At 35.4% G+C, this 17,266-nt stretch carries 14 protein-coding genes; all 14 read left to right on the top strand.

Features of this window, described 5'->3' with window-relative positions; genetic code table 11:
• Positions 1–664: 664 nt before the first annotated feature.
• The 14 genes from ACMX9J_RS09220 to ACMX9J_RS09155 all read left to right on the top strand — a co-directional run bounded on the left by ACMX9J_RS09220 (position 665) and on the right by ACMX9J_RS09155 (position 17,245).
• Positions 665–874, top strand: coding sequence for a hypothetical protein (locus tag ACMX9J_RS09220; protein ID WP_034267334.1), 210 nt, complete (start codon positions 665–667; stop codon positions 872–874).
• Positions 875–1,248: 374 nt separating this feature from the next.
• Entirely contained in the window at positions 1,249–2,412 is a 1,164-nt protein-coding gene (locus ACMX9J_RS09215) for a DUF418 domain-containing protein (protein ID WP_176343591.1), read from the top strand.
• Positions 2,413–2,543: 131 nt separating this feature from the next.
• Positions 2,544–2,831, top strand: a complete 288-nt coding sequence (locus ACMX9J_RS09210; RefSeq protein ID WP_176343592.1) for a 3-isopropylmalate dehydrogenase — start codon at positions 2,544–2,546, stop codon at positions 2,829–2,831.
• 416 nt (positions 2,832–3,247) lie between these two features.
• Positions 3,248–4,234: a beta-ketoacyl-ACP synthase 3 gene (locus ACMX9J_RS09205; RefSeq protein ID WP_176343593.1), complete on the top strand. Its 987-nt coding sequence runs from the start codon at positions 3,248–3,250 to the stop codon at positions 4,232–4,234.
• Between the two features lie 271 nt (positions 4,235–4,505).
• The gene (locus ACMX9J_RS09200; RefSeq protein ID WP_217916001.1) at positions 4,506–5,072 is read left to right on the top strand and encodes an RNA polymerase sigma factor; all 567 of its coding nucleotides are present in this window, start codon (positions 4,506–4,508) and stop codon (positions 5,070–5,072) included.
• The gene (locus tag ACMX9J_RS09195) at positions 5,062–6,393 is read left to right on the top strand and encodes a DUF4179 domain-containing protein (RefSeq protein ID WP_176343594.1); all 1,332 of its coding nucleotides are present in this window, start codon (positions 5,062–5,064) and stop codon (positions 6,391–6,393) included. The genes ACMX9J_RS09200 and ACMX9J_RS09195 overlap by 11 nt, the downstream gene beginning before the upstream one ends.
• Before the next feature lie 248 nt (positions 6,394–6,641).
• A complete protein-coding gene (locus ACMX9J_RS09190; protein ID WP_176344716.1) occupies positions 6,642–7,238 on the top strand; it encodes a GNAT family N-acetyltransferase in 597 nt (198 codons plus the stop codon).
• Positions 7,239–8,410: 1,172 nt separating this feature from the next.
• Complete coding sequence (locus tag ACMX9J_RS09185) at positions 8,411–9,808, top strand: MFS transporter (protein ID WP_209367445.1); 1,398 nt, start codon at positions 8,411–8,413, stop codon at positions 9,806–9,808.
• Positions 9,809–9,971: 163 nt separating this feature from the next.
• Entirely contained in the window at positions 9,972–10,652 is a 681-nt protein-coding gene (locus tag ACMX9J_RS09180) for a transaldolase family protein (protein ID WP_016766295.1), read from the top strand.
• Between the two features lie 87 nt (positions 10,653–10,739).
• A complete protein-coding gene (locus tag ACMX9J_RS09175; protein ID WP_251439553.1) occupies positions 10,740–11,411 on the top strand; it encodes a DUF4867 family protein in 672 nt (223 codons plus the stop codon).
• A gap of 56 nt (positions 11,412–11,467) precedes the next feature.
• Positions 11,468–13,507: an alpha-glucosidase gene (locus tag ACMX9J_RS09170; RefSeq protein ID WP_416225705.1), complete on the top strand. Its 2,040-nt coding sequence runs from the start codon at positions 11,468–11,470 to the stop codon at positions 13,505–13,507.
• A gap of 114 nt (positions 13,508–13,621) precedes the next feature.
• Positions 13,622–14,962, top strand: a complete 1,341-nt coding sequence (gene sftI, locus ACMX9J_RS09165) for a sulfoquinovose isomerase (protein WP_416225704.1) — start codon at positions 13,622–13,624, stop codon at positions 14,960–14,962.
• A gap of 84 nt (positions 14,963–15,046) precedes the next feature.
• Entirely contained in the window at positions 15,047–15,781 is a 735-nt protein-coding gene (locus ACMX9J_RS09160) for a GntR family transcriptional regulator (protein WP_155007777.1), read from the top strand.
• 30 nt (positions 15,782–15,811) lie between these two features.
• The gene (locus ACMX9J_RS09155) at positions 15,812–17,245 is read left to right on the top strand and encodes an aldehyde dehydrogenase family protein (protein WP_311264854.1); all 1,434 of its coding nucleotides are present in this window, start codon (positions 15,812–15,814) and stop codon (positions 17,243–17,245) included.
• The last annotated feature ends 21 nt before the right edge of the window (positions 17,246–17,266 follow it).

The following is a 17,266-nucleotide window of genomic DNA, read 5'->3' as shown; positions in this document are numbered from 1 at the left end:
TACATGTTTAAGAGTATAACACAATATATAGAAATAAACCTTTAATTTAACAATTAAAGGTTTACTTAGATGATTTTTTAACAAGATTAATAAACTTCATAGAAGGCCATAGCAGCAGAAATAGTGTGGTTCTCGAAATAAGAACATAAAAAAAGCTATTTCAATCGTATTGGCATCGGAGTGAAATAGCTTTTTCTACTTTACATTCAAGAGTTTGTTAGTTCGTTATGAACATCCTTACATGTGAAGTATATCACAAACTATTTTTGTTGTGAAGATGAAAATTGAAATTTGTATGACAAATTTTATTGCGGTGAGAGAATTTGAACGGTTCATTTAGCGTGACCCTTGCGAAGAGGCTAGTTTAAAACAGCTGAGCATCTCAATAAAAATCAATGTTACCTTTCAATACCTCAGAGAAATCTGCTGCTTTTAAAGGAACCTTTTCAATTTCTATAGATAAACAAAAACTATTTTATCAGGTATATTGTTAGTAGAAGTCTTAAATAGTAAGTTTGTGGTCACTGTATTTAATATAATAAGCATTTTTGGGTGGCTCTTCATATACAGGGCAAAAAATATAGATAACAGTACCTCTACTGATAAACCATCTTTTTAAAGGAAAACATCTTACCGATAAAAATGATAAAAAGGAGCGACTCCAATGAAATTTGATGTGCTTGAATTAGTTGAAGCCAAACGGCAAATTGATTCAACTTTACATAAACTCAGACAGACAGTAAAAACGTTTGAAGCTAAAGAAAATGCGGATAGATATAAATCTCAAATAACCTTAGCTAAAAGAAGGATACAAGCATTCGAGCTTTCAGTAGCTCTTATTGAAAGGGAGATAAACGAACTTTCTAAAAGCTAGATGCCAGCTTTTAGAAAGTATGTATTCAACCACGTTATTTAATTTATCTTCAATTGTCGCTTAGAGTGGAATGTCAGAAAGAAAGAAACCTTGAAAATACTAGGGTTTCTTTTTTTTGTAATTAGTACTCTGCGTAAGCCAGTATATCTTTTGGATTAAAGCGGGCAGTCTTTGCACTTCTCAAAACGTATCCACGCTTTCTTTATCGTACTAAAAATAATTCATTTAAAAATAAGGGTTGAAGGTGACGCGACGTAATCTAATATAGTTGAACTATGACAGATCAAGAAGGAGAGTAACGAAAATAAACAATCCTTTTTGGAAATGTATTCGGAACGTTATTAGAATGAAAGTAAAGGGTGGGGGCGTGAGAAGTGGAGAATAAAAAACGAATTCGCTCTTTAGATATATTAAGAGGGCTAGCGATTCTGGGAACATTGGGAACAAACATTTGGCTGTTTGCCTATCTGGGAGATATAAACTATATATTTACTTTTAACCATAATCAATGGTGGTTATCAGGAGATGATTTTTTAAGAATCCTTTTTCTATCCTTAATTAACGGAAAATTACTTGGCCTCTTAGCCATTATGTTTGGTGTTGGTTTAGAACTGAAATATCAGCAATCAAAACGGTTAAATCAGACGTGGCCAGGAAGATACATATGGCTGTCTTTGATTTTATTAATGGAAGGGCTTTTGCACTTTATTTTTGTCTTAGAGTACGATATTTTAATGTCTTATGCAGTAACAGCAATTATTGTTTCATTTATCGTAAAAATGCGGAAGACGATGATACGAATAACAATGATTAGTGCAGCAGCGATTCATCTTTTCTTTATATTACTTGTGTTCTTAGGTGTGCTAACTAACTCAATAGGAGATGAGCTAGTTGCTGTGCCGAAAGAAGTGATGAACCTTTATCAACATGGATCATGGATGAATCAAATTCAGTATCGACTTTTTCATTTTTGGGAGCTGCGCACAGAAGCAATTTTCGTCATTCCATTTAATATATGTATGTTTTTAATTGGTGTTTTACTAGTGAGAATAGGGGCTTTTGACAATAACTCCAAGGGTATTAATATCAGAAAGAGGATGATGAAGACAGGACTTTTAGTTGGGCTACCTCTAAACCTATTATTATTTGTTCCTGGAGGATACTTTGATTTTCCAGTAAGGTATGTATTTGCCCCTATTTTGTCGATTGGATACATGGGAGCCATTAGTTTTCTAATTGAAAAATTTCAGGCCTTTTCGTTATGGAGCGTTTTAGAGAAAGTAGGGAAGATGTCTTTAAGTTGCTACGTGTTACAGAATGTTTTAAGCTCCATTTTATTTTATGGATGGGGCCTTGGGTGGGGTGGACACCCACGTTCATTCTTCGTCATTTTTGTTTGGATACTAATCTGTTTGTTTCAAATGCTATTTGCTACTTTGTGGCTTCGTTATTTTAACATGGGTCCTATGGAATCAGCGCGTAAACGCTTAGCCAATTTAACTATAAGGAAAAATATAAAGAAAGATCTTAAAATGTAAGTCATCTTCTTTTGGATGAATATCAAACCTGTTATAAGAAGCAAAACTTTTACATAGAATGTTATGTTAAAGTGATATTAGGTATTGGAAATTTTAACCAATTAATAGTCCGTAGAGGAGAATTAAAGAAAATGGCTACCTTTTTCTTAATACTTATCGGCTTCTTTCTTATTATTTCAAATATCGTTGGATTTATCTCCTACAAAAAAAAGAAAAGTCTATACGCTGCTGCTTTTACAATATTGATACTGGCCGCTTTATTTGGGGCAATAGGCGGTATATTAGCACTGTTGATCATTAGAGACGCTTTTGCCATATTTTATGGTTTACAAGTTGGATACTATTTACTTATAAATAGCGCAATTGTTCTGTTACTGGCAGTTATAGTCACAGTTATAAAACAATATAACAATAAATAAAAAATTTGCTTAGTAAGAGTCATACTTCGTAAGTTTGTAGTTACCATAATACCTGTTTCCGGAACTCATGCAAAAAACAAACCCTTGGTACTCAAGGGCTTGTTCGCCTTTTGAGTTTATCGTTTATACAGCTTTTTATAGATCCCTTATTTATAAAGGTTTGATGCAAGAGAAAAAATAAAATGAATGAATAAAAAATTTGCATTTTATGCATATGGTCATTACCTTAACCCTCTAATAAGCTTACTAAATATAAACCTCTTCCAGGTATAATTCGGGGGAGGTTTATATTTTTATTATTAAGCTTGAATGAATTTAATTTACAATTTTTTCATATAAAATCATTGACTTTATTAGTACCTAGTACTAATATCAATTTATATATCTTGGTAACAAATAAGAGAAGGGTGAATACAATGAAATCAACTGCACGTATTACAGCAATAGGTACATATGTACCGAAAAAAAGACTTACCAATGACGATTTAGAAAGAATTGTAGATACAAACAATGAATGGATCGTGAAACGAACTGGCATGAAGGAAAGAAGAATTGCTGATGAAAACGAATATTCTTCTGATCTAGCTGTTAAAGCAATTGAAAACTTAGTGGAGCAGTATCAGAAAGAGTTAAAGGATGTAGGATGTATCATTGTCTCAACTACGACACCGGACTATGCATTTCCAAGCGTAGCAGCTCAAATACAAGACTACTTTGATATTCCTACAACAGGGGCCCTAGACTTTAATGCTACCTGTGCTGGTTTTACATACGGATTACACATGGCAAACGCTTTTATTACATCAGGACTTCATCATAAAGTCCTAATCGTAACTGCAGAAACGTTATCAAAGGTTACAGATTATACAGATCGCACTACATGTGTCCTATTTGGGGATGGAGCTGCAGCTGTTTTGGTCGAAAGTGATGTAGAGCGCCCGAGTTTTATTGCTACGCATATCGGTACAAATGGAAAGGGAGGTAAACATGTATACCGCACCAATTTATCTACTACTATGCATGGACAACCTTTGAGTTCGAGTGGCAAGATGGTGCAAAACGGAAGGGAAGTATATAAGTGGGCATCTCGAACAATTCCTTTAGGTATATCTGAATTGCTAGAACAAGCAAATCTACAAAAGAGAGAAGTAAATTGGTTCGTTCCACACAGTGCCAATTTACGAATGATTGAATCTATATGTGAAAGATCAGAGTTTCCAGTCGAGAAGACATTAACTAGTGTTGAGTACATGGGAAACACTTCTTCCGTTTCCATTCCTCTAGCATTACAAATAGGGATAAACGACGGGAAATTAAAAAATGGAGATGTTCTCTTACTCTACGGATTTGGAGGAGGCCTTACCCACGCAGGCCACCTTATTAAATGGGATTTAGGTAAGTAGTAAATAATTAATGTATACCATTACAACAAGAATTCTACAGCTTATACTATCTTTAATAAACGGAAGAATGAAAACAATAAACAAAGAAAATTAAATGCATTTCTACTAGAAAGCTATCTCGTTTACCAATGGCGGGATAGCTTTTTATATTTTCTACAATCTTTACCATGCTCTTAGTCAAAAACACCTTGACTAAAAAAAGGTAATTAGAGTCTTTTTATACCGTTAGTTCATTTTTTTATTAAAATTTTAAGCCAAATGCCAAGTAACTTTGTCTAATAAGTATAAAAGGAAAAAGAAGAGAGGAAGGATTTCAATTATTAGGATCGTTAAGAAAGCTCAAAAAGGTAATGATAAAGCTTTTTTGAAGCTTTTTCAGACATATGAACAAGATATTTATCGAATGGCTTATGTATATGTCAAAAATAAGGACGATGCTCTTGATGTAGTGCAAGAAGTAGCATACCGTTCTTTTAAAAACATAGATACATTAAAAAAGCCAGAATACTTTAAGACATGGTTAATCAAGATTACCATTAGGTGTGCAATCGATCATTTAAGAAAAAATAGCAAAGTTGTTCAATTACATCCAGAACATGAGGAAATCATCGGTTCAGACATTGAAGATATTCCCCTTACATTGTCCCTTCACCAACTAGTAGAAGAATTAAATGAAGATGAAAAAAGTGTGGTTATTTTAAGATTTTACGAAGGCTATTCTTTTAGGGAAATAGCTGAGACGTTAACCATTCCTTTGGGCACGGCAAAATCTATTTTATATCGTGCTTTAGCTAAACTTCGTAAACAAGTGAAAGGCGTTGGTATTTATGAAGAATAAACTAAAACAAGAACTTGAACAAATTGAAATTCCAAAAGAATTACATATGAGAGCCAAACTCGGTGTAGAAAAGGCTAAATTGGAGCAACCAAGAAGAACGTTTAAAAAAGCAATTGTGTTTCCAGTTGCCGCAGCTTTATTCCTTATAGGCTCTGCAGGTGTAAGTGCAGCGGCCTTTCCAAGTTTTAACCACTTACTATCTCTTGTTAGTCCCGACATTGCTTTGTTTCTTCAGCCTATTGAGACCACTAGTGAAGATAAAGGAATAAAAATGAAGGTTATAGGTGCCATAAATGATGATGAAATGGCTGTTATTTATGTTACGATGCAAGATTTAACCGGTAACCGCATAGACCAAACGTTGGACATTTATGATTACACACTAACTGAAGGGCATATGTTTAATAGCCAAATTGTTGACTACGATAAAGATACAAACACAGCGACGTTACGAGTTCAAGCAAATGGAGGCACAAGCTTAAACAATAAAAAAATAAATTTCCAAATAAGCTCTTTCCTTAGGCACAAGCATAACCATGATGGTATTTATGTAGACACTCACTTAGCAGATTTAAAAAATAAAGAAGTAGCGACAGTTTCTATTAACTCAGATAGTACGTCTGGAGGTGGTGGAGAGATGTTTGATAAACTTGAAAAAGGTGAAAAGATAGAAATCTTGAAACCTAACGAAACCACTCTTTCCCTACCAAAAATAAAGTTTATGCATGTATCAAACATTGGAATTGTGGATGGTCAACTTCACGTTCAAACAAAATGGTCCGATGACGATATCGATAGCCACGGAGATTTTTACTTAGTTGATTCCTTTGGAAAGAAGATAAATGCTTCTTCTAGCGTCCATTATGGAGTAGATAAATCAGGGAAAATCGTTTATGGAAATAAATATGTAGAATATATTTTTGATGTAAATAATGAAGATCTTAGTAAGTTAAAGCTGATGGGACACCTTGTATCTAACGGTAATTTTACAAAAGGTGATTGGAGCACTACATTTAAACTGCATTCTGTAGGGAATGAAAAAAGCCTGAACTTTAATGAAGACTTTGGCAGTTGGAAAGCAACTAAAATGACCCTTTCATCTCTAGGTGTAACGCTATATGGAAAAGGCCAATTTAAAGATACTGATAACATAAAAGTGAGTGTGAAAATGAAAAATGGAAGCATTCAATCACTCGACTCATTACAAAACTTTAGTGATAATAAAAGCGTTAAAGCTAAATTTTTACCTTCTTCTCCGTTAGATTTATCAAAAATCAAAGCAATCAATGTAAATGGTACAGTTGTTAAAGTATCTAAATAAAAGATAAAGCTAAGTTTCTTACTTATCGCACTAAGAAACTTAGCTTTTTTAGCATTAACGATTTTAATAGCTCGCCTTAACGTTGATTAGTTAAGGTTACAATACATATGGATTGGAAAGATATACGTTTAAAAAAGTATCCGTAATAGTACCTTCTTATCCCACTAAATAAAAACTTTTGGTATAAACGAGGAAATTTATAAGTGAAAAAAGAAAAGTCTTCTTAAGCAATTAATAAGTTTAGGAGGATTTTCTTGTATATAAGAGATTATAAAGAAACAGATGAAACTGAATGGCTTCGGTGTAGAGTATTATCGTTCTTGGACACTGCTTATTTTGATAACGTTCTTAGAGTGAAAGAGAAATATAAAAATTCAGCTGTTGAGCTAGTGGCTGTAGACAATAAGCAAATTGTGGGACTTATTGATGTTGAATGTGAATCTCAAAAAGGCACGGTTTGTTCCGGTTTAGAAAGCGGGCTTGGAGGTATGATCTGGCATCTTGCTGTTCATCCAGATTTTCGTCGCAAGGGAATTGCCAATCAACTGCTTTGTGAAGCAGAAAATCAAGTTAGAAAGCTAGGGATTACTTATCTTGAAGCGTGGACTCGGGATGATCACTGGGTAAATAAATGGTATTTAAAAAACAATTTTAAAACCACGGCATCTTATTTACATGTATTCCTTGAAACATCTACGGAAATAAAAAAAGCCCTTAGTAGCTCAGTCCACTATTTACAGCCAGTTCAGGCAATTGCCCATTATACAGGGCCTGAAAAGGAAAAGATTATTCGTGAATACGATAGAGTGCATGAGTGCTATTGCTATCAAAAGGAACTCCTGTAATGCTGACTAATTCTTTTGTGTTATCGATCAAACTTATTTTTTATTAGGATATTTTTAGGAATACTCTTTTTAAAACAATAAGATTTATAATGTGATATTAAAGCTACTTTGGAAGAAGTAAAAAAATAAGTTGAAACTAATGTAATACCTGTTTCAACAATCAAAACAGCCTTTAGATTGGCAAATCTAAAGGCTGTTAGTATATCTAGATATTTAATATTCCTTGTATGTAACAGTTACATTCTTATAATCATTAGGGCTTATTGGGTCAAATAGATAGTGGATTTTTAATTGGTTCTGATTCATCCATTCTAATTTGTAGTTATTCTCGTAAAACATTCTGTAACCATCATCACCACGAATATCCACAAGTTTTTTTGATAATAATTTAAATTTCAACAGTTGATAGACCTCACTATGACGCGTTTCTTTAACCACAAAAGCTTCATTCCTGCTAGGAGAATAAAAAGTAGTGTATGCAGTATCACTATCTATAAACAGCCACCAGCAAAAATTACTTACTATGAGAAAGGTCGAACATATAACAGTAAGGGTTTTTAACGTTTTATCTTTTAGTTTATACATAATAATCTTGGTAACGGATAGTAAGATTACGGTATTTATAATAAGGTCAATAGTGTCCTGAGAAAAGTTGGTGCCTTGCACGTAAATGCCATTTAAATTTAGAACAAGCATTATAATTTTCAGTAGAATACTTAATACACAAATGAATAACGTTATAACAAAATTTCTTCCCAAATTGATTTTACCTCTTTTAATTTTTAAATTCCTTTTCATCCTATTTTATCATAATTATTCTTTGGAAAGATCTTTATATCATATATAAAACTAGTGTACATAACCATTCTTTGCGGCACACAACCCAAAAAGAATCCTTATTCCTCAAGGGACATCTATAGATTTATTGTTATTATTATTCAGCCTTTTGTAAATAAAATAAAAAAAACACTTGATAATTTGTATGCGTTTTCATATTATAAATAAAAAGGTAGTAACTTTTTTTAAAACATTGTGATGTTATGAAAGAGGGGTGATTTTAGTATCAACTTAGAGGAGGTTATAAGTTTGGAAGTGTATCAAAATTGTAATCTCCTATGTGATGCATCTTTAATGTGAAGTCTTAAAAAGTGTTAATCAAAGGGGGAGAACTTATGGAACAGCCATTGGTTCAAAATGTAGAACATTCAATTAATACGCCTAAGAAACTAAGACTTAAAGAGAAGGTTGCTTATGGATTGGGAGATGTAGGAAATAACTTTATGTTAGACTTGGGTCAAATTTATTTGCTGAAGTTTTATACCGACGCGTTAGGCTTGCCTTCTGCAACAGCAGGTTTAGTATTTTTAATTACGAAAATATGGGATGCGTTCGCTGATATTACAGTAGGTACTTGGATTGATAACCGTAAGAAGATAGGCCCTAAAGGCAAATTTAGACCATTCTTTCTCTATGCTGCAATACCGCTTGCTTTGATAACGATAGTCAGCTTTACTAATCCTGATTTTTCAATAACCGGAAAGATTATATGGGCATATGTAACGTATATGGCATTTGGAACAATTTATAGCATTTCAAATATTCCTTATGGATCAATGGTACCTGCGATGACAAAAGATCCCGTTGAAAGAGCAGAAATGGCATCATTTAGACAAGCAGGCTCAAATTTAGGTCTTCTTATTACAACTGTAGGGTTTATGCCGATTGTCTTAATGTTTAACAATCAATCTACTGGTTATTTAGTGGCTGTATCTATTTTTGCATTTTTGGGCGTTTTATTACAAATCTATTGTTATGCCAATGTAAAAGAAAGATATGTGTATGAAAAACCCCAAAATACAAATGTAAAGCTGACTGACAGCTATAAAGGGCTTTTTAAGAATACGCCTTTACTCATTCTTTGTTTAGTTAATTTGTTTACCTTTTCAGCTTTTAACGTCAAGCTTGCTGTACAAGTCTATTTTTGTCAGTACGTTTTAAAAAATGTAGCAATCGTTCCTTATATGGGCTTTTTTAGTATCGGCTGTGTATTTATCGGCGTAGCAATGGTTCCTTTCATGGTTAAAAAAATTGGAAAGAAATCTACGTACATATTAGGGTGCGCGATTTGGGCTGTAGGAGATATTTTAGCTTATGTTTTTGCAGATAACGCAGTGATCTTTATTACATTAGCTTGCTTTGCTTTCTTCGGAAGCTCATTTGTAAACAGTTTAAACTGGGCATTAGTTTCTGATGCTGTAGAGTATGGCGAATGGAAGACTGGAAATCGATCTGAAGGTGTTGTGTATTCTTTCTTTACGTTCTTCCGTAAACTTTCTCAAGCGCTTGCAGGCTTTATTCCTGGCGTTGTGTTAGGAATTGTGGGTTACGTTCCAAACGCGGTGCAAAGTGCAAATGTGCTGGAGGGAATCAGAGGGTTAATGTTTATTTATCCAAGTGCATTAGCCATTGCAACGATTATTGTCATGTTTTTCTTTTATAAACTTTCAGATGAAAAATACAATAAAATCGTAGCGGATCTTGCTAAAAGTAAAAATAGAATACCAATGTAAGATGATAGGTAAAATGGACGAAATACAAAATTAATTTAATAATCTAGCAAAAAGTACTTGAAATATTGGTGGCGTTTTCATATTATAAATACAAAGGTTATTACAAATTATATAAAGGTCATTATCTTTTAGGGGTAATAGTCACTTAACTGGAGGTATAAAGATGAAGTATTTTTTAGATAGTGCAATTTTAGAGGAAATTCGTTACGCGTATGAAAACTGGGCAATTGATGGAGTTACAACAAACCCTCGCCACATTATGAACAGCGGTAAACCATTCTTAACGGTTTTAGATGAATTTGCAAGTGAGTTTAAAGGAGTCGAAAATTTCCCGATTTCAGTGGAAATCAATCCTCATTTAGATAATGCTAAAGATATGGTAGAAGAAGGGACAAAGATTGCTAAATTATCGTCAAACTTTGTTATTAAAATTCCATGCACAGAGCCTGGCTTAATTGCAGCAAAGGAATTTGAAAAAGAAGGTATTTCTACTAACGTCACTCTTGTCTTCTCGCCATCACAAGCACTTCAGCCTGCAAGAATTGGAGCTAAATTTGTATCTCCATTTGTCGGCTGGAAAGAAAATAGCGGGGACGATACAACTCAATACATTCAGGATATTGTGAATATCTATAAAAACTACGATTACAACACAGAAATCATTGTTGCTGCTTTACGTAATGGTAAACAAATTGTAGATGCGGCAAAAGCTGGTGCGCATATTGTGACTTGCGGATTTGATGTATATAAAGAAAGCTTCCAGCATGCGTTCACAGACTATGGTTTAAACAAATTCCGCAACGCTTGGGATAATACAGTCACAGAAGCTCCTGTCTTAAAATAAACATATGTATTTTATAAAAGGCGCCTCTTAGAATCTTATTATCTTCTTGGAGGGGCTTTTTATATAGCAAAAGGAGAGAAAAAAACGTTGAGCAGCTTTCAATACATGAAAGACTTAAATAAACATGTATCTTTTTATCATATAGAGGACAGCAAATTTAAGCCTTATGGAAAGGTAATTAATGAATACGATTTCAGTGAACTAGAAACATATATGGATAGTTTAACTATTCCTCAAGATCAGAATGTATACGTAGCATCCGTCACGGAGATGGAAAACACCATTATTAAAGATCAGCTTCAAGAAGCTTTTTATGGTGAGATGCCTATTCAAATTGGATATTGTAATGGTCCTAATTCAACTTTGAATGGTCTTGAGTATCATAAAAGCAGTGAAATTAACATCGCTATAACGGATATGGTTCTTTTATTAGGTAAGGTACAGGAAGTTGAAAATAACTTTTTTAATTCAAGTGATGTAATCGCTTTCTTCGTACCTGAGGGAGCAGCAGTTGAATTGTATGGTACGACATTACATTTTGCTCCTTGTAAGGTCAATAACGAAGGGTTTAAAACAGTCGTCATTTTACCTAAAGGAACAAATGATCCGTTATCAACTAATATTCAAAAAAGAACAAAAGAAGATGAGTTATTGTTTATGAAAAATAAATGGTTAATTGCTCATCCTGAAAGAGAGCAATTAATCAATAAAGGTGCACACCCAGGTATAAAAGGAGAAAATATTAAAGTTTATCAATAGAGCGCATGAATGTTAGACAAAAGACTAAGCTCTATTAATTGATGGGAGAGAGAAAAATGTCAGGTACCTTAAACGTAACTAAAGGGGTAAATGTGGAGATCTTACAAGATGGATTTGAAGTTGCTCTTAACGGTGTAGTTCTGCTTCAGCATACAATACAAAAGCCAATGCTGTTTGTTGGTTATGGAGAAGAAACGATTGAAATGTATCGAGGGAACTTTGATATTAAAGATTATGTGACTGAACGTACAGCTCTTCGCTACGCGAATGTTGAAGAAGTAGAAGGGGCTTATAAAATTGATTTCTCCAGCTTTAACAATGGAGCTACTATGCTGTCTCTTATAGTTAAGGAAGAAGAGGATCGTCTAAAAGTAGAATACCAAAAACACGATGCGAACATTAACCGCTTTTGGCTACGAGTAGCTGCAGATGAACAGGAAAAAGTCTATGGATGCGGAGAACAACTTTCTCATTTTAATATGAGAGGAAAAAACTTTCCTTTATGGACATCTGAGCCGGGCGTAGGAAGAAACAAACAGACATATGTAACATGGCAAGCTGATGTAGTTGATAGAGCTGGAGGAGATTACTATAATACCAACTTTCCTCAGCCTACATATGTATCTAGTAAAAAGTACTATTGTCACGTAGAAACAACGGCATACGCGGACTTTGATTTTCGCAATGAGACGTTCCATGAACTGCAGGTTTGGGAAGTACCTGAATATATGCTGTTTGAAACGGCGGATACGTACCTTGAATTAGTTGAAAAAATTACGGGTTTATTCGGAAGACAGCCCGAGCTACCAGACTGGGTATATAACGGCGTGGTTTTAGGTATTCAAGGTGGTACAGATGTTGTTGAACAAAAATTAGAAAAAGTTTTAGCGAAAGGTATGAAGGTATCTGGAGTATGGTGCCAAGATTGGCAGGGCAAACGTATTACTTCTTTCGGCAAACGCTTAATGTGGAATTGGAAATGGAACGAGAGTGAATACCCGGAGTTAGATAAAAAAATTGCAGAGTGGAAAGAAAATGATATTCGTTTTCTAGGTTACATTAATCCATATGTAGCCATTGAAGGTGATTTATATAAGGAAGCTGAAGATAAAGGATACTTAGCATTAAATACGGAAGGAAATACGTATTTAGTGGATTTCGGTGAATTTTATTGCGGAGTTGTGGATTTTACCAACGAAGAGGCTACCCAATGGTATAAACAAGTTATTAAAGAGAACATGATTGATTTTGGATTAGACGGATGGATGGCCGACTTTGGCGAATACTTACCAACGGATGTTGTGCTCAAAAATGGAGTCGACGCTAAGATTATGCATAATGCTTGGCCGACAATGTGGGCAAAAGCGAACTATGAAGCGGTATCAGAAGCAGGAAAACTTGGTGAAATTGTATACTTTATGCGTGCCGGATATACGGGCATACAAAAATACTGTACGCTTCTTTGGGGCGGAGATCAAAGCGTAGATTGGTCGCTGGATGATGGTTTAGCTTCCGTTATTCCTGCAGCTTTATCATCAGGAATGAGTGGCTGTGGCTTACACCATAGTGATATTGGCGGGTACACAAGTCTACATGGTAATAAACGTTCAAAAGAGCTGCTGATGAGATGGGCAGAAATGGGAGCCTTCACGCCTATGATGAGAACACATGAAGGAAATCGTCCGGATGATTGTTTCCAGTTTGACGGTGATGAGGAGACACTAGAGCATTTAGCAAGAATGTCTAATGTTTATGTAACGATGGCACCTTATATTAGATCACTTGTAGAAGAAAATGCGCGACGTGGAATTCCTGTTCAGCGACCTTTGTTTATGCACTATGAAGAAGACGAAAAAACATATGATATTCAATATCAATATTTATTTGGTGAAGATGTACTTGTTGCGCCGGTTCATCAAGAAAACCAAACAGAGTGGGAAGTATATTTACCACAAGATCAGTGGGTCCATGTATGGAGCGGTGAAGAGTATACAGGAGGATCGGTTACTGTTCAAGCGCCATTAGGTTATCCACCTGTATTTTACCGTAAAAAATCTATATGGAGTGAGTTGTTTTCTAAACTACTTCACATCTAATTTAAGAGCTATTTATATAAGAAATATAGTCAAACAGAGAAATAGTATTGATAAAGGTAATGATGTATTTTAAAATGGTTATAACAAATAGTTTTACGACAAGGGGAACTCTATATGCAAAATACAACAGTTTTATATGTGCCTATAGGTAGAAAAACATTTGATATTGAAGCAGCTGAAATGTATCGTCAAAAAAGTATGGAGTGGCTGAACGGCAACTGCAGTACTCTTATCGCGCCGGAGCAAATTATAACATCAGTTGAAGAATTACAGGGATTTCTTGATTCAATTAAAGGGGATAAGATTGATACCGTCTTATATCAAAGCGTTACGTTTGCCGACGGTGAATTTATGGTTAAGATATTGGAGTATTTTAAACAGCCTGTAATTGTTTGGTCAGTACGTGAGCCAAGTGTAGGGGGACGTTTACGTTTAAACTCTCTAACAGGCGGAAATAGCACCAGTAATGTGCTGCGTAATCATCAGCATCCGTTTGCGTTTGTATTTGGAAATCCAGATGAGAAAGCGTTGCAGGATCGTCTATTAAGACAAATTAACGTTATGCGCGTGTTAAAAGCATTAAATGAATTAAAAATTGGGGTAGTGGGAGATTATCCGCCGGGATTCTTCTTTTCACAAGCTAACGAAGATGAATTAAAAAGCGCACTTGGCGTAACTCTTCATAAGATGGATTTACAAGAAGCGTTTAAAGAGTGCGTAAAGCTTCCAGAACACGAATGGCTAGGGGAAGTTGAGCGGGCAGAAAAGCAGGTGATTGGTCTAAATCGAAACGATGAAACCGTTACTAAATTTGCTCAATTTTCCACATATATTAAAAAGCACATTCAACGTGAAAAGTTAGATGCATTAGCTATGCGATGTTGGCCAGATTTCTTTAATGATTTAGGAGCTGCTCCGTGCTCAACTCTATCTCAGTTTACGGAAGACGGAATGGTGACATCCTGTGAGTCAGATATTCACGGATCAATCTCCATGTTTATCCTGCGTGAGTTAGCAGGCGGAAATGCACCTTACCTAGGGGATTTAGTTCACATAGACGAAGAAAAAAACTCAGTTGTTTTTTGGCACTGCGGTGCAGGAGCATATTCGCTTGCCAATCCTTCTACCGGAGCAACAGCAGGGGTACATCCTAACAGAAAAATTGGTTTTGCGATGGATTTTGGATTAAAAGCAGGAGAAGTAACGATCTTCAGGGTAAGTCATACGCCTGACGGGTATCGCCTTCTAGTGATGAAAGGAGATGCCTTAGATGTAGAGCAGCCTTTTACAGGTACGTCTGTAGAAGTGGAACTGGCGACAAATGCATCAGACACACTTTATGAACTTATGCATGCAGGATATGAACCTCACTTTGCACTAGTTTATGGTGATGTGACAGAACATCTAATTGAACTAGGACGTATGCTTAATCTAGAAACAAAGGTCTATATCTAAGAAAATCGTACTTCTCCGCTACAGTAAAAGTTAGCCAATACTATATAATAATACCAAACGCTAACTTAAAAGGAGTTTGAGAACATGAAGGATACAATAGGTTCTAATAAAAATATCGCGCTTTATCTTCAAGTAAAAGATGTCTTAATTAAACGTATACAAGAGAAAACTTGGAAGCCGAATACGTTAATTCCAACAGAACAAGAATTAATGCAAGAATTTGATGTAAGCCGTACTACCTTAAGACAAGCTATTTCTATGCTAGTACAGGATGGACTGCTGGAAAAAAAACAAGGCAGAGGAACAATTGTAAAACCTCAGCCGCTTATTGGCGGCAGCTTAGGCAAGCTTAAAGGACTAGCAGAAGAAGTAGCGGAAAAAGGATTAACACCGAATTCAAAACTCATTCGTACTGATTTTAAAAAAGATTTATATTATGAAACTTCCATGCTGGAATTGGATGCTGGAGAAGAAGTTTTAGTTATTGAACGAATTCGTTTTGCCGATGAAGTGCCTATCGCTATTGAACGTTCTTGTTGGCCTACGCATATTGGAAAAACACTAGTTGAACAAGATTTAAATCGTGCAAAATTTTACGAAGTGCTAGAAGAGAATGAAATCTTCTTGAAACGAGCTAAAGAGAAGATATCTGCGATTAATGCAACGATTTATGAAGCCGATCTGTTAGGCATACGAGGCGGAGAAGCTTTACTTGAAATGACACGAGTAAGTTATGGTTTTGATGATAAGCCACTCGAATTTACGGTAACAAAATATCGCAGTGATAAATATCATTACAATATTGAGCTTACAAGATAAAACGCTAATACAATTGGGGATGTGGAGATAATGACAAGTTTAACTCAAGTCAAACAATATGGTTTATATGTAAATGGGGAATGGGAAACAACAGCAGAAAAAATGGAAGTCTTAAATAAATATACGCAGCAGCCTGCAGCTGAAATCTCAGTAGCTACAAAAGATGATGTAAATAAAGCTGTGGCCAGCGCGAAAGAGGCGTTAAAAAACACTTTTTCACCATATGAACGCTACGAGGTATTAATGAAGGCAGCTGAGTTATTACTAAGCCGCCAAGAAGAATTTGCTGAAATCTTGGCTACTGAAGTTGGAAAGTCTATTCGTGAATCTCGCGGAGAAGTTGAGCGTGCGGCTACAACTTTACAAATTTCAGCGGAAGAGGCAAAGCGTATTCATGGAGAAGGTGTGCCTGTTGAATCAGCTCAAGGCTCAGAAAGTCGCATGGCTTTTACAGTAAAAGTCCCGGTTGGAGTTGTTGCAGCTATCACACCGTTTAATGTACCTATCAATCTAGTTTGTCATAAACTTGGACCGGCAATTGCAGCTGGGAATAGCGTAGTATTAAAGCCTGCTGAAGTCACTCCAATTTGTGCGCTCAAGCTAGCTGAGTTAATGGAAGAAGCAGGGCTGCCAAAAGGGCGCCTTCAAGTATTGACTGGAGATGGGGCAGAAATTGGTGAATGGTTATTAGAAAACCAAGATGTTAATATGTTTACGTTCACAGGAAGCCCAAGAGTAGGAGAACTTATCCGATCTAAGGCGGGTTTACGTAAAGTTTCACTTGAACTAGGAAATAATTCGGCTACTGTCGTACATAAAGACGCTGATTTAGAAAAAGCTGCATCTTTAATTTCTCAAAAAAGCTTTAATAACGCAGGACAAGTTTGCATTTCGGTTCAACGAATTTATGTTCATACGAATATTTATACTGCTTTTGTTAATAAGCTAAAAGAAAAAACAGAAAAGTTAGTAGTCGGTAATCCAATGGATGAGCAAACTGATATTGGACCTATGATTCGTCTTAAAGAAGCAGAGCGAGTGGAAGAATGGGTAAAAGAAGCGGTGGAAGAAGGGGCAAAAATTGAACTAGGAGGAAAGCGTGACGGTGCTTTCTATCTTCCTACAATTTTGACCAATGTAAATGATGAGATGAAAGTTTGTCGTCAAGAAGTATTCGGGCCAGTAGTAGCCATTGCTCAATATGATGAGATTGATGAAGTGATTTCAAAAGTAAATGATTCTGACTATGGGTTACAGGCAGGCCTTTTTACGAACGACTTACAGTTTGCTATGAAGGCAGCTCGTGAAATCGAAGTAGGCGGATTAATTGTAAATGATGCTTCAGCGTATCGTGTCGATCATATGCCGTATGGCGGTGTGAAAAAGAGCGGTAACGGAAAAGAAGGTCCAAAATATGCAATTGAAGAAATGACGGAAGAACGTATCATTGTTCTAAATTTATAATGTATTAGTTTAAATGAAAGA

The sequence above is a fragment of the Priestia sp. RMT2NF4 genome (assembly GCF_047872835.1).
Lineage (GTDB): Bacteria > Bacillota > Bacilli > Bacillales > Bacillaceae_H > Priestia > Priestia zanthoxyli.
The sequence above is the reverse complement of the archived record's forward strand: the minus strand, read 5'-3'. Positions and strand labels throughout refer to the sequence as shown.

What these genes read in the sequence shown, in the direction of transcription:
- ACMX9J_RS09220 (WP_034267334.1), top strand. Translation starts at nt 665, where the DNA reads ATGAAATTTGATGTGCTTGAATTAGTTGAAGCCAAACGGCAAATTGAT.
- ACMX9J_RS09210 (WP_176343592.1), top strand. Translation starts at nt 2,544, where the DNA reads ATGGCTACCTTTTTCTTAATACTTATCGGCTTCTTTCTTATTATTTCA.
- ACMX9J_RS09205 (WP_176343593.1), top strand. Translation starts at nt 3,248, where the DNA reads ATGAAATCAACTGCACGTATTACAGCAATAGGTACATATGTACCGAAA.
- ACMX9J_RS09195 (WP_176343594.1), top strand. Translation starts at nt 5,062, where the DNA reads ATGAAGAATAAACTAAAACAAGAACTTGAACAAATTGAAATTCCAAAA.
- ACMX9J_RS09185 (WP_209367445.1), top strand. Translation starts at nt 8,411, where the DNA reads ATGGAACAGCCATTGGTTCAAAATGTAGAACATTCAATTAATACGCCT.
- ACMX9J_RS09180 (WP_016766295.1), top strand. Translation starts at nt 9,972, where the DNA reads ATGAAGTATTTTTTAGATAGTGCAATTTTAGAGGAAATTCGTTACGCG.
- ACMX9J_RS09170 (WP_416225705.1), top strand. Translation starts at nt 11,468, where the DNA reads ATGTCAGGTACCTTAAACGTAACTAAAGGGGTAAATGTGGAGATCTTA.
- sftI (WP_416225704.1), top strand. Translation starts at nt 13,622, where the DNA reads ATGCAAAATACAACAGTTTTATATGTGCCTATAGGTAGAAAAACATTT.
- ACMX9J_RS09160 (WP_155007777.1), top strand. Translation starts at nt 15,047, where the DNA reads ATGAAGGATACAATAGGTTCTAATAAAAATATCGCGCTTTATCTTCAA.
- ACMX9J_RS09155 (WP_311264854.1), top strand. Translation starts at nt 15,812, where the DNA reads ATGACAAGTTTAACTCAAGTCAAACAATATGGTTTATATGTAAATGGG.